Genomic DNA, 22,473 nt, shown 5'->3' with positions numbered 1-22,473 from the left:
TCGAAACTTCTCCTCTTTCAGCAACTCGAGGCCTTCTCGAACCTCGGTGACGATCTTGGGCCGGTATGCAAAATGGCGCCAGTGAACAGTTTTTTATATACTCTAATGATCTAGATAAATGGATATTTATTCTTTTTAAAGAAATCGAAACCGGTGCAAAGTTGGGCTCACAACAACCCCATCCAGGAGCCGCACCATGAGCCTCAGACTCGGCGACATCGCCCCCGACTTCGAACAGGATTCCAGCGCCGGCAAGATTCGCTTCCACGAATGGCTAGGCGACAGCTGGGGTGTGCTGTTTTCTCACCCGGCGGACTTCACACCGGTATGCACCACCGAATTGGGCCTCACCGCCAAGCTCAAGGACGAGTTCGCCCAGCGCGGGGTCAAGGCCATTGCCCTCTCGGTGGACCCGGTGGACTCGCACCACAAGTGGATCGAGGACATCAACGAGACCCAGAACGCCGTGGTCAATTTTCCGATCCTGGCCGATGCCGACCGCAAGGTGTCGGACCTATACGACCTGATCCACCCCAATGCCAGCGACACCTTGACCGTGCGCTCACTGTTCGTGATCGACCCGAACAAAAAGATTCGCCTGACCATCACCTACCCGGCCAGCACCGGGCGCAATTTCAACGAGATCCTGCGGGTGATCGATTCCCTGCAACTGACCGACAACTACAAAGTCGCCACCCCGGCCAACTGGCAGGACGGTGATGAAGTGGTGATCGTGCCGTCGCTCAAGGATGAAGAGGAACTCAAGCAGCGCTTTCCCAAGGGCTATCGTGCCGTGAGGCCTTACCTGCGCCTGACCCCGCAACCCAATCGCTGACGCACCACCTGAACCTGTGAGAGCGAGCTTGCTCGCGATGGGCGCCATCGCGAGCAAGCTCGCTCCCACAGGTTGGGCTTTCTGTGCACCAAGGGTTTTGGCCGTTTCGACGGCCTTTTTTATTGCAGCAAGGAAAGGAAATTATATATATAGAAATCGAATAATCAAATGAATAAATATGATTTAAAGATATATGAGTCCCCTGTTATGGTTTGACCCATGCAGCGAGATCGCCCGCCGCGAATCGCACGTGACAGTTAAGGAAGGGTAGGCATGTTGGTCGTCTCACTCGGTGGCAGTCCCAGCCAACGCTCCCGCTCAGGGGTGCTGCTGGAACGTTCGCAACGCTGGTTGCAGCAGCAAGGTGTGGAAGTGGTGAGCTATCAGGTGCGCGACTTCCCGGCCGAAGATCTGCTCCATGCCCGTTTCGACAGCCCGAAGGTGATCGACCTGCTCCAACAGATCGAAAATGCCGACGGCCTGCTGATCGCCACGCCGGTTTACAAGGCGTCTTTTTCCGGCGCGCTGAAGACCGTGCTGGACCTGCTGCCTGAGCGCGCCCTGGCCCATAAAGTGGTGTTGCCGATGGCAACCGGTGGCAGCATCGCCCACATGCTGGCGGTGGACTACGCCCTCAAGCCGGTGTTGTCAGCGCTCAAGGCCCAGGAAATGCTCCACGGGATCTTTGCCGAAGACAGCCAGATCGCTTACGGCGAAGGCAGCGCCCAGGCGCAATTGGCGCCACCCCTGCAACAGCGCCTGGACGAGGCGCTGGAACAGTTTTTCAGTGCCATGGCCCGTCGGCCCAGGCCGCTTGACCCCAATGTATTGAACGAACGTTTGCTGAGTGCTCGCTGGAGCATTTGAACCCCGAACACCCCTGATTCAACTCACCTTACTCAGCCGCCAACGGCCTAGCAGGTGCAGCCAAAACCCCACAGCAAAAAGGAGAGGCGCCATGCGCACTGTCATTTTGCGTCGCGGGCTGGTCGCTCTGTTTGCTGCGGCTGTGTCCCTCGGCGTCATCGCTCAAGCTCAAGCCGAGACCTTGCGGATCGGTTATCAGAAATACGGCACCCTAGTGCTGCTCAAGGCCAAGGGCTCGTTGGAGAAACGCCTCGCCGCCCAAGGCGTGGACGTGCAATGGACCGAGTTCCCCGGTGGCCCGCAGCTGCTGGAAGGCTTGAACGTCGGCTCCATCGACTTTGGCGTGACCGGTGAAACCCCGCCGGTGTTTGCCCAGGCTGCGGGCGCCGATCTGCTCTATGTCGCCTACGAACCACCGGCACCCACCAGCGAAGCCATCCTCGTGCCCAAGGGCTCGGCCATCCAGTCGGTGCAAGACCTGAAGGGCAAGAAAGTCGCGCTGAACAAAGGTTCCAACGTCCACTACCTGCTGGTGCGGGCGCTGGAAGACGCCGGCCTCAAGTATTCCGATATCCAGACCGTGTTCCTGCCGCCGGCCGACGCCCGTGCCGCGTTCGAACGGGGCAGCGTGGACGCCTGGGTGATCTGGGACCCGTACCAGGCTGCCGCCGAACAACAGTTGCAGGCGCGCACCCTGCGTGACGGCAAGGGCATTGTCGACAACCACCAGTTCTACCTCGCCACCAAACCTTATGCGCAGAAGCACCCGCAGGTCATCACGACGCTGGTTGAGGAAGTGCGCGCGGTGGGCGAGTGGTCCAAGGCCAATCCTGAAGACGTGACCAAGCAGGTTTCGCCACTGCTGGGCCTGCCGGCGGACATCACCCTGACGTCGGTGAAACGCCAAGGCTACGGGGCGCTGTTCCTCACACCGGAAGTGGTGGCGGCACAACAGAAAATCGCCGACAGCTTCTACCAGCTCAAATTGATTCCCAAGCCCTTGAGCATCAAGGACGTGATCTGGACGCCGCCGGCGGCCGTTGCGAACGCGCAGTAATTCGATTCCTTTAGGAGACCACTCCATGAGCCTCAATATCTTCTGGTTCCTGCCTACCCACGGCGACGGCCATTACCTTGGCACTGCCGAAGGCGCCCGCGCCGTCGATCACGGTTACCTGCAGCAGGTCGCCCAAGCGGCGGATCGACTGGGTTTCGGCGGCGTGCTGATCCCCACCGGGCGTTCCTGCGAGGACTCCTGGCTGGTGGCCGCTTCGTTGATTCCCGTGACCCAGCGTCTGAAATTCCTCGTGGCCCTGCGCCCCGGGATCATTTCCCCGACGGTGGCGGCGCGTCAGGCCGCGACTCTCGACCGGTTGTCCGGCGGGCGGGCGTTGTTCAACCTGGTGACCGGCGGTGACCCGGACGAACTGGCCGGCGATGGCCTGTTCCTCGACCACGAACAACGCTACCAGGCCTCAGTGGAGTTCACCCGCATCTGGCGCCGGGTGCTGGAAGGCGAGACCGTGGATTACGACGGCGAGCACATCAGTGTGAAGGGCGCCAAGCTGCTTTATCCGCCGATCCAGCAACCGCGTCCGCCGCTGTATTTCGGTGGCTCGTCGGAAGCCGCCCAGGACCTGGCGGCCGAGCAAGTGGAAATGGTACTGACCTGGGGCGAGCCGCCAGCGGCCGTGGCGGAAAAAATCGCCCAGGTGCGGGCCAAGGCGGCGAAGCTGGGCCGTACTGTGCGCTTCGGTATTCGCCTGCATGTGATCGTGCGGGAAACCAACGCCGAAGCCTGGCAGGCGGCCGACCGGCTGATCTCCCACCTGGACGACGACACCATCGCTCGTGCCCAGGCCTCCCTGGCGCGCTTCGATTCGGTGGGCCAGCAACGTATGGCCGCCCTGCACGGTGGCCGTCGCGACAAGCTGGAAGTCAGCCCCAACCTCTGGGCCGGTGTCGGCCTGGTGCGCGGCGGTGCCGGTACGGCGCTGGTGGGCGATGGCCCGACCGTGGCGGCACGGGTCAAGGAATACGCCGACCTGGGCATCGACACCTTTATCTTCTCCGGTTATCCACACCTGGAAGAGTCCTATCGCGTGGCGGAACTGTTGTTCCCGCACTTGGACGTGGAGCGCCCTGAGCTGCCGAAAAGCCAGGGTTATGTGAGCCCGTTCGGTGAAATGGTCGCCAACGACATCCTGCCCAAAGCCGCGTCCCAGAGCTGAGGCGGCCATGAAGAAAATCATCCACAACCTCGCGCCCTGGGCGGTGCCGTTGCTGTTGCTGGCGGTCTGGCAACTGTCGGTATCGGCCGGCTGGTTGTCCACGCGGATCCTCCCGGCACCGGTGGCGGTGATCGAAGCCGGGGTCAGCCTGGTGCGCAGCGGCGAGATCTGGACACACCTGGCGATCAGCGGATGGCGCGCAGCGGTCGGTTTCCTGATCGGCGGCGGCATCGGCCTGGCCCTGGGCTTCATCACCGGTTTGTCGAAATGGGGCGAACGCCTGCTGGACAGCTCCGTGCAAATGGTCAGGAACGTCCCGCACCTGGCGCTGATTCCGTTGGTGATCCTGTGGTTCGGCATCGACGAGTCGGCGAAGATTTTCCTGGTGGCCCTGGGCACGTTATTTCCCATCTATCTCAACACCTATCACGGGATTCGCAACGTCGACCCGGCGCTGGTGGAGATGTCCCGCAGCTACGGCTTGTCCGGCTTCAGCCTGTTTCGCCAGGTGATCCTGCCGGGTGCCTTGCCTTCGATCCTGGTGGGCGTGCGCTTTGCCCTGGGTTTCATGTGGCTGACGCTGATCGTGGCGGAAACCATCTCCGCCAGCTCCGGCATCGGTTACCTGGCGATGAATGCCCGGGAATTCCTACAGACCGATGTGGTGGTGCTGGCGATTCTCCTCTACGCCGTGTTGGGCAAATTGGCCGACCTGGCCGCTCGCGGGCTTGAGCGGGTCTGGCTGCGCTGGCACCCGGCGTACCAAGTGAACAAGGGAGGTGTGGCATGACTGCCCAACAACCTCCGCGTCTGCTGCGTGGCATCCCGCTGGCGGTGCGCAAGCTGCAAAAAACCTTCGGCACGCGCCAGGTATTGCGCGATATCGACCTGCATATTCCAGCCGGTCAGTTCGTGGCCGTGGTCGGTCGCAGTGGCTGTGGCAAAAGTACCTTGCTGCGTTTGCTGGCTGGCCTCGATCAGCCCACCGGTGGACAGCTGTTGGCCGGTTCGGCGTCGTTGAGCGATGCACGGGAAGACACGCGGCTGATGTTCCAGGAGGCGCGTTTGCTGCCCTGGAAAAAAATCATCGATAACGTCGGGCTCGGCCTCAAGGGCAATTGGCGCCCGCAAGCGTTGCAGGCATTGGAAGCGGTGGGCCTGGCCGACCGCGCCCATGAGTGGCCGGCGGCGCTGTCCGGCGGCCAGAAGCAACGGGTGGCCCTGGCTCGCGCGTTGATTCATCAGCCCCGGCTGTTGCTGCTCGACGAACCCTTGGGAGCGCTGGACGCCCTGACCCGTATCGAGATGCAGCAACTGATCGAAAACCTCTGGCAGCAGCACGGTTTCACGGTGTTGCTGGTGACCCACGACGTCAGCGAAGCGGTGGCGATTGCCGATCGGGTGATTCTGATCGAGGACGGCCAGATCGGCCTCGACCTGGCCATCGACCTGCCGCGCCCGCGGGCTCGCGGCTCTCATCGCCTGGCGAGCCTGGAAACCGAAGTCCTCAACCGTGTGCTGTCCTTGCCCGGCCAACCGCCGGACCCCGAACCCGTTTCACCCTTGCCCACGCAGTTGCGTTGGGCGCAATAACTTCATCCAGACAGGAATCGACACCATGACTATCAAAGCCATCAACGTACGCAACCAGTTCAAAGGCACCATCAAGGAAATCGTCGAAGGCGACGTACTGTCGGAAATCGACGTGCAGACCGCTTCCGGCATCGTCACGTCGGTCATCACCACCCGCTCGGTCAAGGAGCTGGAGCTGGCGATCGGCAGCGAAGTGATCGCTTTCGTCAAATCCACCGAGGTGTCTATCGCCAAGTTGTGAACGATGTGTGACCCGTAGCCCCGGACGGCGTGAGCCTTTCGGGGCTTTTTGGTTTTCTGCTGGCCTGTGAATACGCTTTGGTGAGGTTGGAAGGCGGCTGCTGAGCAGCCCAGCGGGAGCAAGCTCCCTCGCCACGATTCAGGGTGCTTCACGCTTGGGCAAATAGGGCGGCAGGTACAGCCCCAGGTAGGCATCGAACACCCGCATGCCTTCTTCGGCCATGCGTGGGGTGATCTGGCCGTGCTGCTGTATCGAGCGGGCGTAGACACGGTCGCCCAGTTCCATGGCCAGGGCGAACACATCGACGTCGCCGGGCAGGGGCGGCAGGGCGAAATGGTGGTCGAACACCTTGTGCATCAAGTCACTCAGCTCGAGGTCGTGTTGGCGGTCGGCCTGGGTGACTTCGGTCAGGCCGTGCTGGGCCAGGATCAGCTGGCGAGCGGCGGCGTCCTGGTTGTAGATGGCGAGCATGCGCTGTTCCACCAGCCGTGACAGGTCGTGCCAATGGTTCAGCGCGGCATGATCGATCGGTGCTTGCAGGCCCGCGCGAAAAGCGGCGTGAACGTCGGCGGTCAGGGCTTCGAGCAGGGCCGGGACGCTGGCGAAGAAGTGGTACACGGAAGAGGGTGGGATCCCGGCGCGCTCGGCGACGCTGTAGATCGACAGGCTGGCCACGCCTTCGGCGGCAAGCAGCGTACGGGCGGCATCGAGAATGGTGTCGATCCGGGCCTGGCTGCGTGCGCGGGGTTTGCGGGGTGTGGCGATGCGTGTCATGAAGCTCTCCTGCGGGGCTGCCGGGCATTGTACGAGTCGGGTCCGGTGTTGTCTTCCCGGCTGCCATTGCTCCCACAGGGGATGGCGGTGGCCGGGATGCTGAAGGCATCGCCGAACACAGTGTGGGAGCGGGCTTGCTCGCGATCCGCCGAAGGCGGCCATCCCTCCAAATACAAAAAACGCCGCAGCCCCGAAGGCCTGCGGCGTTTCTTTTTTGCCGCAACCGCTTACACGGTATGCAGGTACCAGTTGTACTCGAGGTCGGAGATGGAGTGTTCGAACTCCTCCAGCTCGCTCTCCTTGCAGGCCACGAAGATATCGATGTATTTCGGATCGATGTACTTGGCCATGACTTCACTGTCGTCGAGCTCGCGCAGGGCATCGCGCAAGTTGTTTGGCAGGCTTTGCTCGTTTTGCTCGTAGCTGTTGCCTTCCACCGGCGCACCGGGTTCGATCTTGTTGACCAGGCCATGGTGCACGCCCGCCAACACTGCAGCCATCAGCAGGTAGGGGTTGGCATCGGCGCCGGCGACGCGGTGTTCCAGACGCACGGCATCGGCCGAGCCGGTCGGCACGCGCAAGGCCACCGTGCGGTTGTCCAGGCCCCAGGTCGGCGAGTTCGGCACGTAGAACTGTGCGCCGAAACGACGGTAGGAGTTGACGTTCGGGCAGAGGAAAGCCATCTGCGCGGGCAGGGTCTCGAGCACACCGCCGATCGCGTGACGCAGTGCGGCGTTCTGCTCGGGATCCTCGCTGGCAAAGATATTCTTGCCGTCTTTATCCAGAATCGAAATGTGGACGTGCAACCCATTGCCCGCCTGGCCCGGATACGGCTTGGCCATGAAGGTGGTGTCCATTTCATGGTCGTAGGCGATGTTCTTGATCAGGCGCTTGAGCAGGACCGCATAGTCGCAAGCCTTGATCGGATCGGCCACATGGTGCAGGTTCACTTCGAACTGCGCCGGGGCACTTTCCTTGACGATGGCGTCGGCGGGAATGCCTTGCTCCTTGGCCCCTTCCAGAATGTCCTGGAGGCAATCGACGTATTCGTCGAGGTCATCGATCAGGTAGACCTGTGTCGAATGCGGGCGCTTGCCGGAAATCGGCGAGCGAGGCGGTTGAGGGCGTCCATTCACGTTCTCCTGGTCGATCAGGTAGAACTCCAGCTCGAATGCTGCGCAGATGGTCAGGCCCAGTTCATCGAACTTGGTCACGACTTGGCGCAGGACTTCACGCGGGTCGGCGAAGAAAGGTTCGCCTTCGAGTTCGTGCATGGTCATCAACAGTTGCGCAGTCGGGCGTTTCTGCCAAGGCTCGTTGCACAGGGTGTCAGGAATTGGATAACAGATCCGGTCAGCATCACCGATGTCCAGGCCCAGTCCGGTGCTTTCCACCGTCGAGCCATTGATATCCAGAGCAAATAAAGAGGCCGGCAGGTTGATGCCTTTCTCGTAAACCTTGTGGAGGCTGGTGCGTTCTATGCGCTTGCCGCGCACCACACCATTCATATCCGCAATCAGAAGGTCAACGTACAGAACCTCAGGATGTTCCTTAAGGAACGCGTTCGCTTCGTTAAGCTGAACGGCACGCGGGGGTACCGACATGATGCAACACCTTTGTTGTTAAAAATATCAATCATTGATCTCTTCGAAAGCCAGTCAACCCGAACGGCATGCCGAAGTCAAGCAGGGCCTTTTTTGCCCTAAAAAAGCACCTGCAGGGCTTTTTTGAGGCAATTTAGGGCGTTTTTTTCCCTTTAGGGGCCTTGGCGCCCGCAGGCTTGAGCGGGCCGTGTTGTATTTTTTACGGGGGTGTTGTGTAAAAAAATGAACAAGGCTAAGCTCGATTCAAACCCATAACAGCAATAATACCGGGGTGCTTCATGTCTCGCCTGCCGTTAATCGGCGTCACCACCTGCTCCAGGCAGATGGGTCTGCATGCTTATCACACCAGTGGCGATAAATATGCCCGGGCTGTCGCGACAGCCGCCAAGGGCTTGCCGGTGCTGATTCCATCCCTGGCGGATCTGTTCCCGCCGTCCGATATTCTGGACGCCCTGGATGGCATTCTTCTGACCGGCTCTCCTTCCAATGTAGAACCTTTTCACTATCAGGGCCCAGCCAGCGCGCCGGGCACTGCCCATGATCCTGCACGGGACGCCACCACCCTGCCGCTGATCCGCGCCGCTGTCGAGGCGGGCGTCCCGGTGCTGGGCATTTGTCGTGGTTTCCAGGAGATGAACGTAGCCTTTGGCGGCAGCCTGCATCAGAAAGTTCATGAAGTCGGAACGTTCATCGATCATCGTGAAGACGAGACGCAAGCGGTGGAGGTCCAATACGGCCCTGCCCACGCCGTGCACATCCAGCCTGGCGGCATACTGGCAGGCCTGGGGCTGCCCCGGTTGATTGAGGTCAACTCGATCCACAGCCAGGGCATCGAGCGCCTGGCGCCTGGGCTGCGGGCCGAAGCCGTGGCGCCGGACGGCCTTATCGAGGCTGTTTCGGTGCCAGAAGGCAAGGCTTTTGCTTTAGGTGTGCAATGGCACCCTGAATGGGAGGTAAGCTCTAACCCGCACTACCTTGCGATTTTCCAGGCATTTGGCGATGCCTGCCGAGCAAGGGCAACACAACGCGACGCGGATGCGTCAAACAACGCCTGACGACTAATAGCCGTCAGGAAACTCACGCCTAGAGGCATTTATGAGTAACAACCTCGACCAGCTCACCGATTGGTTGAAAGACCACAAGATCACAGAAGTCGAATGCATGATTGGCGACCTGACCGGTATCACCCGGGGCAAGATCTCGCCGACCAACAAGTTCATCGCCGAAAAAGGCATGCGCCTGCCCGAGAGCGTTCTGCTCCAGACCGTTACAGGCGACTATGTCGAAGACGACATCTATTACGAACTGCTCGACCCGGCTGACATCGACATGATCTGCCGCCCGGACGAGAACGCCGTGTTCCTTGTGCCCTGGGCCATCGAGCCCACCGCCCAGGTCATCCACGACGCCTACGACAAGCAGGGCAACCCCATCGAGCTGTCGCCGCGCAACGTACTCAAGAAGGTGCTCAAGCTCTATGCCGACAAAGGTTGGCAGCCCATCGTCGCGCCGGAAATGGAGTTCTACCTGACCAAGCGCAGCGACGACCCGGACTTTCCGCTGCAACCGCCCATTGGCCGCTCCGGCCGCCCGGAAACCGGTCGCCAGTCTTTCTCGATCGAAGCGGCCAACGAATTCGATCCGCTGTTTGAAGACGTCTACGACTGGTGCGAACTGCAGGAGCTGGACCTCGATACCCTGATCCACGAGGACGGCACGGCGCAGATGGAAATCAATTTCCGTCACGGCGATGCCCTGTCCCTGGCCGACCAGATCCTGGTGTTCAAGCGCACCATGCGCGAGGCGGCACTCAAGCACGACGTGGCCGCCACCTTCATGGCCAAGCCCATGACCGGCGAGCCGGGCAGTGCGATGCACCTGCACCAGAGCATCATCGACAAGGAAACCGGCAAGAACGTCTTCTCCAATGAAGACGGGACCATGAGCGATCTGTTCCTGCACCACATCGGTGGCTTGCAGAAGTTCATCCCCGAGCTGTTGCCGCTGTTCGCCCCCAACGTCAACTCGTTCCGCCGCTTCCTGCCGGACACCTCGGCACCGGTGAACGTGGAGTGGGGCGAAGAGAACCGTACCGTGGGCCTGCGCGTGCCGGATGCCGGGCCGCAGAACCGTCGGGTGGAAAACCGCTTGCCGGGTGCCGACGCCAACCCGTACCTGGCGATTGCCGCCAGCCTGCTGTGTGGCTTCATCGGCATGGTCGAAGGCATCGACCCGAGCGCGCCGGTGGTGGGCCGTGGTTACGAACGCCGCAACCTGCGTTTGCCGCTGACCATCGAAGACGCCCTGGAACGCATGGAAAACAGCACCACCATCGAGAAATACCTGGGCAAGAAATTCATCACAGGCTACGTCGCGGTCAAGCGGGCCGAGCATGAAAACTTCAAGCGCGTCATCAGTTCGTGGGAGCGGGAATTCCTGCTCTTTGCCGTCTGAAGCGCCGGGCGAGGCTGCTTCAGGCAGCTTCGCCCTCACCGATAACAGGAGAATTCGCATGACCCGCAATAACCCGCAAACCCGTGAATGGCAGGCCCTGAGCAACGATCATCACTTGGCGCCGTTCAGCGATTTCAAGCAGCTCAAAGAGAAAGGCCCGCGCATCATCACCCACGCCAAGGGCGTCTACCTCTGGGACAGTGAAGGCAACAAGATCCTCGACGGCATGGCCGGCCTCTGGTGCGTGGCCGTCGGTTATGGCCGCGAGGAACTGGCCGACGCCGCCAGCCAGCAGATGCGCGAACTGCCGTACTACAACCTGTTCTTCCAGACGGCCCACCCGCCGGTGCTGGAATTGTCCAAGGCCATCGCCGACATCGCCCCTGAAGGCATGAACCACGTGTTCTTCACCGGCTCCGGCTCCGAGGGCAACGACACCATGCTGCGCATGGTCCGCCACTATTGGGCGATCAAGGGCCAGCCGAACAAGAAAGTCATCATCAGCCGCAAGAACGGTTATCACGGTTCGACCGTCGCCGGCGCGAGCCTGGGCGGCATGACTTACATGCACGAGCAGGGCGACCTGCCGATCCCGGGCATTGTCCACATCGCCCAGCCTTACTGGTTCGGCGAAGGCGGCGACATGAGCCCCGAAGAGTTCGGCGTTTGGGCGGCCAATCAGTTGGAAGAGAAAATCCTGGAGATCGGCGTGGACAACGTCGGTGCCTTCATCGCCGAGCCGATCCAGGGCGCTGGTGGCGTGATCGTGCCGCCAGACAGCTACTGGCCGCGCATGAAGGAAATCCTCGCCAAGTACGACATCCTGTTCGTGGCCGACGAAGTGATCTGTGGCTTCGGCCGCACCGGTGAGTGGTTCGGTACCGACCATTACGGGTTGAAACCGCACATGATGACCATCGCCAAGGGCCTGACTTCCGGCTACATCCCCATGGGTGGCCTGATTGTGCGCGACGACGTGGTCGCGGTGCTCAATGAGGGCGGTGACTTCAACCACGGCTTTACCTACTCCGGTCACCCGGTGGCCGCGGCGGTGGCCCTGGAAAACATCCGCATCCTGCGCGACGAGAAGATCATCGAGCGTGTCCACGGCGAAACGGCACCCTATTTGCAACAGCGTCTGCGGGAACTGAACGATCATCCGCTGGTGGGTGAAGTTCGCGGGGTCGGTTTGCTGGGGGCGATCGAACTGGTCCAGGACAAGGCCACGCGCAAACGCTACGAAGGCAAGGGTGTGGGCATGATCTGCCGGCAGTTCTGCTTCGAGAACGGGCTGATCATGCGCGCGGTGGGCGACACCATGATCATTGCGCCGCCGCTGGTGATCAGCAAGGCCGAGATCGATGAGTTGGTGACCAAGGCGCGGCAGTGCCTGGACCTGACGCTCAGTGCGTTGCAGGGCTAAGTGCTAGGCTCTGAGCGAGGTGCCTGCAAGGGCCTCGCCCAGCGTGAACAAAAGGCTGGGCTTGTGTTGAAAGCCTGCCCTGTAACTTGCCAGACTACCGCCTGTTCAAGTTGCCCGCGAGCCGGCTACTGAACGTGGCTAAAAAGAATAACTGGAGCATCAATCCATGAAGGCATTAGGTATGAAGATAGCTGGCAAGACCCTCCTCGCCATGTCCCTGATGGGCGTGATGGCGGGCGCCGTCCAGGCGGACGACAAAGTGCTGCATGTCTACAACTGGTCCGATTACATTGCGCCGGACACCGTCGCCAAGTTCGAGAAAGAAACGGGGATCAAAGTCGTCTACGACGTGTTCGACAGCAACGAAACCCTGGAAGCCAAGTTGCTGGCCGGCAAGTCCGGTTATGACATCGTGGTGCCGTCGAACAACTTCCTGGCCAAGCAGATCAAGGCCGGGGTCTACCAGGAGCTGGATAAGTCCAAGCTGCCTAACTGGAAGAACCTGGACACCGACCTGCTCAAGGCTGTCGGCGATGCCAGCGACCAGGGCAACAAACACGCCTTCCCTTACATGTGGGGCACCATCGGCATCGGCTACAACCCCGAGAAGGTCAAGGCCGCATTGGGCGTCGACAAGATCGACTCCTGGGACACCCTGCTCAAGCCTGAGAACATCGCCAAGCTCAAGAGCTGCGGCGTGAGCTTCCTCGATTCGCCAACCGAAATGATTCCGGTGGCCCTGCATTACCTTGGCTACCCGACCGACAGCCAGGACAAGAAGCAACTGGCCGAGGCCGAAGCGCTGTTCCTCAAGTTGCGTCCATCGATCGGTTACTTCCACTCTTCCAAATACATTTCCGACCTGGCCAACGGCAACATCTGCGTCGCGGTGGGCTACTCGGGTGATATCGAGCAATCCAAGAGCCGTGCTGCCGAGGCTGGCGGCAAAGTGAAAGTGGCCTACACCATTCCCAAGGAAGGTGCCGGTTCGTTCTACGACATGGTCGCCATTCCCAAGGATGCCGAAAATGTCGAGGCCGCTTACAAATGGATGAACTTCATCATGCAGCCGGAAATCATGGCGGAGATCACCGACAACGTGCGTTTCCCTAACGGCAACAAGGCCGCCACCGCGTTGGTGGACAAGGAAATCTCCGGTGACCCGAGCATTTACCCATCGGACGAAGTGAAGGCCAAGCTGTACGCCATCAGCGATCTGCCGTCCGCGACCCAACGGATCCTGACCCGCAGTTGGACCAAGATCAAATCCGGTAAATAAGCCGGTCTGAAGCATTCTCCTGTTGTCGCTGGCATCGCGGCGGCGGCAACAGGAGCAACTCAATAACTAAAAGTTTTGCTGGATCGGTTTATCGAGGGTAAGTTGCGCGCCGGTTTTGTTGCAGGGTCCATCGTGGCCAAGTAACGGGGGCAACTTGGGCCCAACTATTTAAGAGGACCTCCACGTGCCAGTCTTTTCTTTGTTACGCAACGCCTTGCTGGTCGGCGCCGGCCTGACGCTCGCCGTCAGTGTCCAGGCCGCCTCCACCGTGCATATTTATAATTGGTCGGACTACATCGGCGAGACCACCCTGGCGGATTTCGAAAAAGCCACTGGCATCAAGCCGGTGTATGACGTGTTCGACTCCAATGAAACCCTGGAAGGCAAGTTGCTGGCCGGGCGTACCGGCTACGACGTGGTCGTGCCGTCCAACCACTTCCTGGGCAAGCAGATCAAGGCCGGGGCGTTCCAGAAACTCGACAAGGCGCAGTTGCCCAACTACGCCAACCTCGACCCTGCGCTGCTCAAGCGTCTGGAAAAGAACGACCCGGGCAACCAGTACGCCGTGCCTTACCTTTGGGGCACCAATGGCATCGGCTATAACGTCGAGAAGATCAAGGCGGTCCTGGGCGTCGAGAAGATCGATTCGTGGGCCATGCTGTTCGAACCGGAAAACATCAAGAAGCTGTCCAGCTGCGGTGTTTCGTTCCTCGACTCGGGCGACGAAATGATCCCGGCGATGCTCAACTACCTGGGCCTGAACCCCAACAGCGAAGACCCCGAAGATTACAAGAAGGCCGAGGCGCAGCTTCTCAAGATCCGGCCTTACGTGACCTATTTCAATTCCTCCAAGTACATCTCCGACTTGGCCAATGGCGAGATCTGCGTGGCGGCCGGTTTCTCCGGCGATATCTTCCAGGCCCGCGCTCGTGCCAGCGAGGCCGGCAAGGGCGTCAACATCGCCTACGTGATTCCCAAGGAAGGCGGCAATCTCTGGTTCGACATGCTGGCGATCCCACGTGACGCCACCAACGTCAAGCAAGCGCATGCCTTCATCAACTATGTGCTCAAGCCTGAGGTCATCGCCCAGGTCAGCGACGTGGTCGGTTATGCCAACCCGAACCCGAAGGCTGGCGAACTGATGGACCAGAAAGTACGCACCGATGAAGCGGTTTACCCACCGCAAGCGGTCGTCGACAAGCTCTACGTCAACTCCGAGTTGCCGCCCAAGATCCAACGCCTCATGACCCGCAGCTGGACCAAGGTCAAGTCGGGTAAATAACCTCAACACTCTTGTTCGTCCGTGTAGGGCGAACTGCAAATTCTGTGGGAGTTTCGTAAATGGCAGTTGCCTCCGGCGCCTATAAGAAAGCCCTCGAGGGCGACCAGACACCCAAACAGGTGCTGGTCAAAATCGACCGGGTCACGAAGAAGTTCGACGAGACGATTGCCGTGGACGATGTGTCCCTGGAAATCAAGAAAGGCGAGATCTTCGCCTTGCTCGGCGGTTCGGGATCGGGCAAATCCACCTTGCTGCGCATGCTGGCCGGTTTCGAGCGGCCCACCGAGGGACGGATTTTCCTCGACGGTGTGGACATCACCGACATGCCGCCCTATGAGCGGCCGATCAACATGATGTTCCAGTCCTACGCCCTGTTCCCGCATATGACCGTGGCGCAGAACATCGCCTTCGGCCTGCAACAGGACAAGATCCCGAAGGCCGAGATCGATGCTCGCGTGGCGGAGATGCTCAAGCTGGTGCAGATGAGCCAGTACGCCAAGCGCAAGCCGCATCAGCTCTCCGGCGGCCAGCGCCAGCGTGTGGCCTTGGCCCGTTCCCTGGCCAAACGGCCGAAGCTGTTGCTGCTCGACGAGCCGATGGGCGCGCTGGATAAAAAACTGCGCTCACAGATGCAACTGGAACTGGTGGAGATCATCGAGCGGGTTGGCGTGACTTGCGTCATGGTGACCCACGACCAGGAAGAGGCCATGACCATGGCCGAACGTATCGCGATCATGCACCTGGGCTGGATCGCCCAGATCGGCAGCCCGATCGACATCTACGAGACCCCAACCAGCCGGCTGGTCTGCGAGTTCATCGGCAACGTCAACATCTTCGAGACCGAAGTGGTGGACGACGCCGAAGGCCATGCGGTGCTGACCTGCAAGGACCTGGACCGTAACATCTATGTCGGCCACGGCATCAGCACCTCGGTGCAGGACAAGTCCGTGACCTACGCCATTCGCCCGGAAAAACTGCTGGTCACTTCCGAGCCGCCGACTTGCGAGCACAACTGGTCCAGCGGCAAGGTCCATGACATCGCCTACCTGGGCGGCCACTCGGTGTTCTACGTCGAGCTGCCAAGTGGCAAGCTGGTGCAGTCCTTCGTCGCCAACGCCGAACGCCGTGGCCAGCGCCCGACCTGGGGCGACCAGGTGTTCGTCTGGTGGGAAGACGACAGCGGCGTGGTGCTTCGCTCATGAACATGCGCAAACTCAAACGCCGACTCGATCGAATAACGCCCGGTGGCCGCCAACTGGTCATCGGGGTGCCCTTCATCTGGCTGTTCCTGTTCTTCATGCTGCCGTTCTTCATCGTCCTGAAGATCAGCTTTGCCGAAGCCGACGTGGCCATCCCGCCGTACACCGAGATCTACAGCTACGTCGACCAGAAGCTGCAGGTGCTGCTCAACCTTGCCAACTACGCGATGCTGAGCGAGGACGAGCTGTACATCGCCGCCTACCTCGGCTCGCTGAAAATGGCCCTGATCAGCACGGTCTTGTGCCTGCTGATCGGCTACCCGATGGCCTATGGCATCGCCAATGCCCGCAAAGAGATGCAGACGGTGCTGGTGCTGCTGATCATGATGCCGACCTGGACCGCAATCCTGATCCGCGTCTACGCGTGGATGGGCATCCTCAGCAACAACGGTTTGCTCAACGGCTTTTTGCTGAGCATGGGTTGGATCAGCGAACCGCTGCAGATCCTCAACACCAACCTGGCGGTGTATATCGGGGTCGTCTACTCCTACCTGCCGTTCATGATCCTGCCGTTGTACGCCAATCTGGTGAAACATGACGCCAGCCTGTTGGAAGCCGCGTCGGACCTGGGGTCGAGCACCTTCAACAGCTTCTGGAAAATCACCGTGCCGCTGTCCAAGAACGGCATCGTCGCCGGCTGCATGCTGGTGTTCATCCCCGTGGTGGGCGAGTTCGTGATCCCGGAACTGCTGGGCGGCCCGGAAACCCTGATGATCGGCAAAGTGCTGTGGCAGGAATTCTTCAATAACCGAGACTGGCCGGTGGCATCCGCCCTGGCGGTGGTGATGCTGGCGATCCTGATCGTGCCCATCATTCTGTTCAACCGCAGTCAGGCCAAAGAAATGGAGGGCAAGGAATGAAGCGCTTCAGTTTTTCAAGCCTGATGCTGGTGCTGGGTTTGTTGTTCATCTACGCACCGATGCTGATCCTGGTGATCTATTCGTTCAACGCCTCGAAACTGGTGACGGTGTGGGGCGGTTGGTCGGTCAAGTGGTACGTCGGCCTGCTGGACAACAGTCAGCTGATGGGCTCGGTGGTGCGCTCGCTGGAGATCGCCTGCTACACGGCGATTGCCGCGGTGGCCCTGGGGACGCTGGCGGCCTTCGTGTTGACCCGCATCACCCACTTCAAAGGCCGCACGCTGTTCGGCGGCTTGGTCACCGCGCCGCTGGTGATGCCGGAAGTCATCACCGGTCTGTCGCTGTTGCTGCTGTTCGTGGCCATGGCGCAGATGATTGGCTGGCCCCAGGAGCGTGGCATCGTCACGATCTGGATCGCCCACACCACGTTCTGCGCGGCCTATGTGGCGGTGGTGGTCTCGGCACGCTTGCGTGAGCTGGACCTGTCCATCGAAGAGGCGGCCATGGACCTCGGTGCCCGGCCGTGGAAGGTGTTCTTTTTGATCACCATCCCGATGATCGCGCCGTCGCTGGCGGCGGGGGGCATGATGTCGTTCGCGCTGTCCCTGGATGACCTGGTGCTGGCGAGCTTCGTCTCCGGCCCTGGCTCGACGACCTTGCCGATGGAAGTCTTCTCGGCCGTGCGCCTGGGAGTAAAGCCGGAAATCAATGCCGTGGCGAGCCTGATCCTGCTGGCGGTGTCACTGGTGACCTTCCTGGTCTGGTACTTCAGCCGCCGGGCCGAGGAGAATCGCAAGCGCGCGATCCAGCAAGCCATCGAAGAAAGCGCCGCCGACTCCTGGAAGCAACCGGAAGTCCGCCGGGCCGAGACCGCACCGGTCTGACCCGACACAGCTCTATCTGTGGGAGCGAGCTTGCTCGCGATAGCGGTGAGACAGTCAATGAAGAGATTGACTGTCAGGCCGCCATCGCGAGCAAGCTCGCTCCCACAGTTTTTTGGGTCGCCTACAAGTCCGCAGCCGAATGCAGATCCCATTGTGGGAGCGGGCTTGCCCGCGAAAGCGGCGTGGCAGTCAATGCAGAAGTGAGCGGATTACGAATTCCAAGGCGATGTACGGATGACTTCGACAAAGTTCATCGGCTTGAACCCCGGTTCCTGATCCACCAGCACGTCGGTCTTCACGTTGCCAAAGGTGGTCTGCGGACGATGCCGCAAACCGTCGGCGAAGGCGCAGATGATGCATTCCTTGAACCCTTCCCCGCGCGGATGAGCATGCACCACGGCGTCTCGCTGCGCTGCCGGGAACGCGGCGTAGTCCATGCCCAGCACGTCCATCTCCACTCCGGCGGTCACCAGGGCGACGGTGGGGCGCAGGTGTTTGGGCACGCCTGGCGTGGTGTGCAGGGCGATGGACAGCCAGACCTGTTCGATATCGTCATCACTCAACCCGTAGGGCTTGAGAAACGCTGCGGCCGCGTTCGCACCGTCCACTTCGAAACGCTCATCATCGCTGCGGTGACCTTCCACCAGGCCCAGGTCGTGGAACATCGCCCCGACATACAGCAACTCCGGGTTGTAGGCCAATTGCCGGCGCTGGCCACTCAAGGCGCCGAACAGAAATACCCGGCGAGAGTGGTGGTACAGCAAGTCGGACTCGATATCGCGGATGTATTCGGTGGTGGCGCGGGCGAGGGTGCTGTCGGGGATCTTGATGCCGGCGATGCTGTTCATGCTGTTCTCCTCTTGACGATGGGCCAGTGCGGCGCCGAGGGTTTCAGTCTGTTCGCCGGGAGGTAGTCGAACAATGTTCCCATGGCTGCGATCCGTGCCAATAAGCCTGGGTTTCGTGCCAGGGTGGTTTGCGAGACGCGAATTGGCTAGGGTGCTGGAGTCGTTCCACTCGAAGGCAAGCGAGCACCATGCAGAAAGTCGTCGCCGTCGTGGTATTCCCTGGCGTCCAGGCGCTGGACGTTACCGGGCCCATGGACGTGTTCAGCGAAGCCAATCGGTTCCTGGTCGCCGAGGATCACTATCGGCTTGAAGTGATCGGCGTCGAACAGGGCGCGATGCCTTGTTCCAATGGCTTGTCCCTCAATCCCCATCGATACTTCAGCGCCGCTTCGCAAGCGTACGACCTGCTATTGGTGGCGGGCGGACCGCAGTTGCCGTTCATGCACTTTGGCGCGGTATTCGATGCCTGGCTGCGGGATGCGTGCGCACGAGCGCGGCGCTTTGGCTCGATCTGCAATGGCGCTTTCATGCTGGCCCGGGCTGGATTGCTGGAGGGGCGGACTGTCACTACCCATTGGGGTGACGCCGCGGCGCTGGCGCAGCTGTGTCCCTCGACCCGGGTCGAAGCGGATCGTTTGTACGTGCAGGATCGCCAGCTCTATACCTCGGCCGGGGTGAGCGCGGGGATCGACCTTTCCTTGTTCCTGCTGGCCCAGGACCATGGCCCGGACGTTGCCCTGAGTGTTGCCAAGCGCCTGGTGGTATTTACCCAGCGCTCGGGCGGGCAGTCGCAATTCAGCCCTTTTCTCGCACCCCACGCTGAGCCGACGTCCACCGTGGCCCAGGTCCAGGCGTATGTCCTGGCGCACCTGAACGGTGACCTGACCATCGCCGACCTGGCCAATGCCGCGAACATGAGCCCGCGTAACTTCTCGCGGGTGTTCACCCGGGAAGCGAAGGTCACGCCAGCGGAGTTCGTCGAGCAGGCCCGGGTGGACGCGGCGCGGGTGATACTGGAAAGCACCCGCGCCCCGCTCAAGACCGTGGCTTGGCAATGTGGCTTTCGCGATGCCCAGCACATGCGCAGCGTATTCAATCGCAGGCTGGGCGTGACGCCGCAGCAATTCAGGCTGAATTTCGCTGCGCTGGCGTAGGTGTCAGCCGCTCACTTCTTCAGCGTGTCGTGGGCCTCCAGGGCTCGCAGGGAGTAGATGTACGCCGCGCCGGCATTCAATGACACGGCGGTGGCCAGGGTGGCGGCGATTTCTTCGCGGGTGGCGCCGGCCTTGATGGCGGCGTCGGTGTGAACGCCAATGCAGCCGTCACAGCGGGTGGTGATGGCCACGGCGATGGAGATCAGTTCGCGGGTCTTGGCATCGAGCACGTTGTTTTCAGCCGCGGCTTCGTCCAGGGCCATGTAGGCCTTGACCATCTTCGGATTGCTCTTGCCCAGGGCGCCAAAGGCGCTCTTGATGGTGGGCAGCAGTTCGGACCAGTTATTGAACATAGCGTTGACTCCTGTGAAAGAGGCGGGGAAGTGAGCCCCTGTAGTCTTGACCATCCGTGACGATCAAGCCCGGTTCAGTGATGAAAGATCCGCAGGCCCGGTTCAGGGCGCCCGGGCCGGCAGCAGTTTCAGGGTTGTGCGGGTATTGGCGACCACTTCTTCCTCGGCCAGGTGCGCCTGGTAATAGATCCCTTCGATATACGCCTCGGCCTGGTCCTCGTAGTGCTTGTCGAACGGCACGCCGCTCTGGCCGACGGGGTTGATGGTGACGCTATGGCTTGGGTCGGCGAAGTCGATGATGCGCCGGGTCGAGGGCCCGTAGGTCACCGGCCACGGCGCCGGGCCGATCCTGGCGGAGAGGTTGTTGGGCACTTCATGGGTACCAGGGGCCGCAAACGGCCCCACGTTGAAGACACGGTCCAGCGGTTTTTGCTGGCCCAGCGGATGACCATGGGTCAGGGTATGAGCCTTGCCCCATTGCCATTGCGTGGCATCGTCGCCTAGGGTGGCCCGCAGGTGCGCCAGGCTTTTCTTCCAGGCGACGCTCACCGTGTCGGCACGGGTTTCGGTGCCCAGCGTCGTGCGGTCATCCCACCACGGAGAATCCTTCGATGCCGCCAGGCGTGGCAGGGCCGCGTCGATCACCCGGGTCGACAGCGCGGTCTCGAAGAATCCATCGCCCAGTTCATCGTGCAGGGCGGCGTCGGCCAGGTTGAACAGGAACTGGTTGAACAGCGTGGCGCTGATGGAGTCCAGCGGGTAATCGCCCGGCCATTGGGCCAGTTGTTCCACCCATTTGCGTTCCTGCGGGTCGCTGATCACTTCACGCAGCACCGGCAACAACGGCGCGAGCACGCGAGGGCCGTAGGCGGTGGTGGTGCCCAGTTGCAGCTTCTGGGTGGTTGGGATGTCCCATTTCGCCTGCTTGTCGCTCAGCTGCTGGTTGAGTTGCTGGCCGCGGTCGGCGAGGTTGTAGTAGCCGGGGATCTCGATGCCGCTGGCCGGCACGGGCTGGAAGTTGGCCGAGACGATGTAGCCCCGCGCCGGGTTCTCTTCCTGGGGGTTGCTGCTGAACGGATAGAAACCTTCCTTTTCCGACTCCGCGTTGCTGCCATCGAGGATGAACCCGGGCTTCACGCCGGCGGGGCGCTTGGGCAGATGCGCGGCGGCCCACCAGCCGATATCGCCCTTGGCGTTGGCCCACACCACGTTCAGCCCAGGGGCATGGATCTGGGCCGAGGCGCCACGGGCCTTGGCCAGGGTATCGGCGCGGTTGAGCTGGTAAAAGGCGTCGAGGATCGGATTGCGACTTTCCAGGAACCCCCACCACATGGCGACCGGGGTCTTGCCGGCGTTCGCACCGAGGGCATCGTTGACGATCGGACCGTGGGGCGACTGGCGCAGCACCAGCGTCACCGGCGTCTGGCCCTTGACCGGGATCTGCTGTTCGCTGCGGGTCATGTCCACCCATTGGCCGCGGTACCAGACCTGCTCGGGGTTGTCCGGGTTGACCTTCTCGGCGATCAGGTCCAGGTCGTCGTTCTGGAACATGGTGACGCTCCAGCCGAAATCCTTGTTCATGCCCAGCGTCGCAAAGGGCATCAAGGCCTGGTAGTGCCCGTAGAGTTCGAAACCCGGCGCGGACAGGTGCGCCTCGTACCACACCGACGGCGTGGAAAAACGGATATGCGGGTCGCCCGCCAGCAACGGCTTGCCGCTGTGGGTACGGCTGCCGGCGACCGCCCAGGCGTTACTGCCCTCGAACTGCGGCAGGCCATTTTCCGCCAGGGCCTGGTCGCTCAGGCGGGCCAGGGCATTGAGGTCTTTCCAGTCGTCGGCGGCCAGGGGCCGACCGCGCTTGGGACCGTCGGCCAGCACGCCCTGGGGCTGCCAGTCGAGGTCGAAGATGTTCAAGTACTCGGCGCCCAGTTGATCGCGCACGTAGGTCAGCAGCGGTTCGGTACGGAACGCCGCCGCGAAGCTGTAGGCCATGTAGCCGGTAATGCTCACGGTATCTTCGGCAGTGAAGGGACGCTTGGGAATGCCCAGCACATCGAACTCCACCGGCCGGGTGTGGCTGTCCTGGTAGGCATTGATGCCGTCCAGGTAGGCCTGCATGGCAACCCAGGCCGGGGATTGCGGGTCTTGTTCGGTCACATAGGCCGCGGCGCGCTCGCGAATGCGCAGGCTGCGCATCAGTTTGTCGGTGTCGAGCAGCTTTGGCCCCAGCACCTCGGCCAACTCGCCCCGGGCGAGGCGACGCATGATCTCCATCTGGAACAGCCGGTCCTGGGCATGCACATAGCCGAGGGCGCGGTACAGGTCGGTTTCGTTCTCGGCGCGGATATGCGGCACACCGCGTTCGTCGTAGCGCACCGTCACCGAGCCCTGCAGCCCTTGCACCTGCATCGTGCCCTGGCGGGTGGGCTGCTTGCTGTAGAGGTAGCCGCCCACGACGATGATGGCGGTGACGACCAGTGACAGGAAGGCGATGAGGGTGCGTTTCATAAAAATCCTTTTCTAAATGCCTAT

21 protein-coding genes are annotated in these 22,473 nt (G+C 61.3%); 16 read left to right on the top strand and 5 right to left on the bottom strand.

Going from position 1 to position 22,473, the window contains the following annotated elements:
- Positions 1-196: 196 nt before the first annotated feature.
- From BT125_RS08005 to BT125_RS07975, 7 genes are all read left to right on the top strand, one after another.
- The gene (locus BT125_RS08005) at positions 197-835 is read left to right on the top strand and encodes a peroxiredoxin (RefSeq protein ID WP_072405957.1); all 639 of its coding nucleotides are present in this window, start codon (positions 197-199) and stop codon (positions 833-835) included.
- A 273-nt stretch (positions 836-1,108) separates the two neighbouring features.
- On the top strand, positions 1,109-1,702 hold the full coding sequence (ssuE, locus tag BT125_RS08000; protein ID WP_072405956.1) for an NADPH-dependent FMN reductase: 594 nt from the start codon (positions 1,109-1,111) through the stop codon (positions 1,700-1,702).
- A gap of 91 nt (positions 1,703-1,793) precedes the next feature.
- The gene (locus BT125_RS07995; RefSeq protein WP_060740149.1) at positions 1,794-2,759 is read left to right on the top strand and encodes a sulfonate ABC transporter substrate-binding protein; all 966 of its coding nucleotides are present in this window, start codon (positions 1,794-1,796) and stop codon (positions 2,757-2,759) included.
- A 25-nt stretch (positions 2,760-2,784) separates the two neighbouring features.
- Positions 2,785-3,933 carry an FMNH2-dependent alkanesulfonate monooxygenase gene (gene ssuD, locus BT125_RS07990; protein ID WP_060740150.1) on the top strand — a complete coding sequence of 383 codons (1,149 nt, stop codon included), beginning with the start codon at positions 2,785-2,787 and terminating at the stop codon, positions 3,931-3,933.
- A 7-nt stretch (positions 3,934-3,940) separates the two neighbouring features.
- Positions 3,941-4,723, top strand: coding sequence for an aliphatic sulfonate ABC transporter permease SsuC (ssuC, locus tag BT125_RS07985; RefSeq protein WP_072405955.1), 783 nt, complete (start codon positions 3,941-3,943; stop codon positions 4,721-4,723).
- Positions 4,720-5,526: an aliphatic sulfonates ABC transporter ATP-binding protein gene (ssuB, locus tag BT125_RS07980; RefSeq protein ID WP_072405954.1), complete on the top strand. Its 807-nt coding sequence runs from the start codon at positions 4,720-4,722 to the stop codon at positions 5,524-5,526. Before ssuC ends, ssuB begins: the two co-directional genes overlap by 4 nt.
- A 25-nt stretch (positions 5,527-5,551) precedes the next feature.
- The gene (locus BT125_RS07975; protein WP_003177394.1) at positions 5,552-5,767 is read left to right on the top strand and encodes a TOBE domain-containing protein; all 216 of its coding nucleotides are present in this window, start codon (positions 5,552-5,554) and stop codon (positions 5,765-5,767) included.
- 138 nt (positions 5,768-5,905) lie between these two features.
- Here BT125_RS07975 and BT125_RS07970 read toward each other — a convergent pair whose 3' ends face one another.
- Complete coding sequence (locus tag BT125_RS07970; protein WP_072405953.1) at positions 5,906-6,541, bottom strand: TetR/AcrR family transcriptional regulator; 636 nt, start codon at positions 6,539-6,541, stop codon at positions 5,906-5,908.
- Positions 6,542-6,768: 227 nt separating this feature from the next.
- Positions 6,769-8,145, bottom strand: coding sequence for a glutamine synthetase family protein (locus BT125_RS07965; protein WP_025216023.1), 1,377 nt, complete (start codon positions 8,143-8,145; stop codon positions 6,769-6,771).
- Positions 8,146-8,423: 278 nt separating this feature from the next.
- Here BT125_RS07965 and BT125_RS07960 point away from each other — a divergent pair, with 278 nt between their 5' ends.
- The 8 genes from BT125_RS07960 to BT125_RS07925 all read left to right on the top strand — a co-directional run bounded on the left by BT125_RS07960 (position 8,424) and on the right by BT125_RS07925 (position 17,586).
- Positions 8,424-9,200: a gamma-glutamyl-gamma-aminobutyrate hydrolase family protein gene (locus BT125_RS07960; RefSeq protein WP_072405952.1), complete on the top strand. Its 777-nt coding sequence runs from the start codon at positions 8,424-8,426 to the stop codon at positions 9,198-9,200.
- 40 nt (positions 9,201-9,240) lie between these two features.
- Positions 9,241-10,599 (top strand): glutamine synthetase family protein, encoded by a 1,359-nt coding sequence (locus tag BT125_RS07955; protein WP_060740155.1) that lies wholly within the window; start codon positions 9,241-9,243, stop codon positions 10,597-10,599.
- 58 nt (positions 10,600-10,657) lie between these two features.
- Positions 10,658-12,022, top strand: a complete 1,365-nt coding sequence (locus tag BT125_RS07950) for an aspartate aminotransferase family protein (protein WP_072405951.1) — start codon at positions 10,658-10,660, stop codon at positions 12,020-12,022.
- A 181-nt stretch (positions 12,023-12,203) separates the two neighbouring features.
- Positions 12,204-13,301 (top strand): polyamine ABC transporter substrate-binding protein, encoded by a 1,098-nt coding sequence (locus BT125_RS07945; protein WP_072405950.1) that lies wholly within the window; start codon positions 12,204-12,206, stop codon positions 13,299-13,301.
- Between the two features lie 184 nt (positions 13,302-13,485).
- On the top strand, positions 13,486-14,583 hold the full coding sequence (locus BT125_RS07940) for a polyamine ABC transporter substrate-binding protein (protein WP_072405949.1): 1,098 nt from the start codon (positions 13,486-13,488) through the stop codon (positions 14,581-14,583).
- Between the two features lie 59 nt (positions 14,584-14,642).
- Complete coding sequence (locus BT125_RS07935; protein WP_060740159.1) at positions 14,643-15,785, top strand: ABC transporter ATP-binding protein; 1,143 nt, start codon at positions 14,643-14,645, stop codon at positions 15,783-15,785.
- Entirely contained in the window at positions 15,782-16,702 is a 921-nt protein-coding gene (locus tag BT125_RS07930; protein WP_057449505.1) for an ABC transporter permease subunit, read from the top strand. Before BT125_RS07935 ends, BT125_RS07930 begins: the two co-directional genes overlap by 4 nt.
- Positions 16,699-17,586 carry an ABC transporter permease subunit gene (locus tag BT125_RS07925; protein ID WP_072405948.1) on the top strand — a complete coding sequence of 296 codons (888 nt, stop codon included), beginning with the start codon at positions 16,699-16,701 and terminating at the stop codon, positions 17,584-17,586. The genes BT125_RS07930 and BT125_RS07925 overlap by 4 nt, the downstream gene beginning before the upstream one ends.
- A gap of 209 nt (positions 17,587-17,795) precedes the next feature.
- Here BT125_RS07925 and BT125_RS07920 read toward each other — a convergent pair whose 3' ends face one another.
- Entirely contained in the window at positions 17,796-18,434 is a 639-nt protein-coding gene (locus BT125_RS07920) for an HD domain-containing protein (protein WP_072405947.1), read from the bottom strand.
- Positions 18,435-18,622: 188 nt separating this feature from the next.
- Here BT125_RS07920 and BT125_RS07915 point away from each other — a divergent pair, with 188 nt between their 5' ends.
- Positions 18,623-19,588: a GlxA family transcriptional regulator gene (locus BT125_RS07915; protein WP_072405946.1), complete on the top strand. Its 966-nt coding sequence runs from the start codon at positions 18,623-18,625 to the stop codon at positions 19,586-19,588.
- 11 nt (positions 19,589-19,599) lie between these two features.
- On the opposite strand, the gene BT125_RS07910 is transcribed toward BT125_RS07915, so the two are convergent.
- Together BT125_RS07910 and BT125_RS07905 are read right to left on the bottom strand one after the other, a co-directional pair.
- Entirely contained in the window at positions 19,600-19,941 is a 342-nt protein-coding gene (locus BT125_RS07910; protein ID WP_024780471.1) for a carboxymuconolactone decarboxylase family protein, read from the bottom strand.
- A 102-nt stretch (positions 19,942-20,043) separates the two neighbouring features.
- Positions 20,044-22,449: a penicillin acylase family protein gene (locus BT125_RS07905; protein WP_072405945.1), complete on the bottom strand. Its 2,406-nt coding sequence runs from the start codon at positions 22,447-22,449 to the stop codon at positions 20,044-20,046.
- Positions 22,450-22,473 lie beyond the last annotated feature (24 nt).

It is taken from the genome of Pseudomonas sp. NFACC04-2 (genome assembly GCF_900119265.1).
In the GTDB taxonomy this organism is placed as follows: Bacteria; Pseudomonadota; Gammaproteobacteria; order Pseudomonadales; family Pseudomonadaceae; genus Aquipseudomonas; species Aquipseudomonas fluorescens_AA.
The sequence above is the reverse complement of the archived record's forward strand: the minus strand, read 5'-3'. Positions and strand labels throughout refer to the sequence as shown.

Coding starts and splice junctions, on each gene's coding strand:
- BT125_RS07930 (WP_057449505.1), top strand. CDS start 15,782: ATGAACATGCGCAAACTCAAACGCCGACTCGATCGAATAACGCCCGGT.
- BT125_RS07970 (WP_072405953.1), bottom strand. CDS start 6,541: ATGACACGCATCGCCACACCCCGCAAACCCCGCGCACGCAGCCAGGCC.
- BT125_RS07960 (WP_072405952.1), top strand. CDS start 8,424: ATGTCTCGCCTGCCGTTAATCGGCGTCACCACCTGCTCCAGGCAGATG.
- BT125_RS07945 (WP_072405950.1), top strand. CDS start 12,204: ATGAAGATAGCTGGCAAGACCCTCCTCGCCATGTCCCTGATGGGCGTG.
- BT125_RS07955 (WP_060740155.1), top strand. CDS start 9,241: ATGAGTAACAACCTCGACCAGCTCACCGATTGGTTGAAAGACCACAAG.
- BT125_RS07905 (WP_072405945.1), bottom strand. CDS start 22,449: ATGAAACGCACCCTCATCGCCTTCCTGTCACTGGTCGTCACCGCCATC.
- BT125_RS07935 (WP_060740159.1), top strand. CDS start 14,643: ATGGCAGTTGCCTCCGGCGCCTATAAGAAAGCCCTCGAGGGCGACCAG.
- ssuB (WP_072405954.1), top strand. CDS start 4,720: ATGACTGCCCAACAACCTCCGCGTCTGCTGCGTGGCATCCCGCTGGCG.
- BT125_RS07915 (WP_072405946.1), top strand. CDS start 18,623: ATGCAGAAAGTCGTCGCCGTCGTGGTATTCCCTGGCGTCCAGGCGCTG.
- BT125_RS07925 (WP_072405948.1), top strand. CDS start 16,699: ATGAAGCGCTTCAGTTTTTCAAGCCTGATGCTGGTGCTGGGTTTGTTG.
- ssuD (WP_060740150.1), top strand. CDS start 2,785: ATGAGCCTCAATATCTTCTGGTTCCTGCCTACCCACGGCGACGGCCAT.
- BT125_RS07950 (WP_072405951.1), top strand. CDS start 10,658: ATGACCCGCAATAACCCGCAAACCCGTGAATGGCAGGCCCTGAGCAAC.
- BT125_RS07965 (WP_025216023.1), bottom strand. CDS start 8,145: ATGTCGGTACCCCCGCGTGCCGTTCAGCTTAACGAAGCGAACGCGTTC.
- ssuC (WP_072405955.1), top strand. CDS start 3,941: ATGAAGAAAATCATCCACAACCTCGCGCCCTGGGCGGTGCCGTTGCTG.
- BT125_RS07975 (WP_003177394.1), top strand. CDS start 5,552: ATGACTATCAAAGCCATCAACGTACGCAACCAGTTCAAAGGCACCATC.
- ssuE (WP_072405956.1), top strand. CDS start 1,109: ATGTTGGTCGTCTCACTCGGTGGCAGTCCCAGCCAACGCTCCCGCTCA.
- BT125_RS08005 (WP_072405957.1), top strand. CDS start 197: ATGAGCCTCAGACTCGGCGACATCGCCCCCGACTTCGAACAGGATTCC.
- BT125_RS07910 (WP_024780471.1), bottom strand. CDS start 19,941: ATGTTCAATAACTGGTCCGAACTGCTGCCCACCATCAAGAGCGCCTTT.
- BT125_RS07920 (WP_072405947.1), bottom strand. CDS start 18,434: ATGAACAGCATCGCCGGCATCAAGATCCCCGACAGCACCCTCGCCCGC.
- BT125_RS07995 (WP_060740149.1), top strand. CDS start 1,794: ATGCGCACTGTCATTTTGCGTCGCGGGCTGGTCGCTCTGTTTGCTGCG.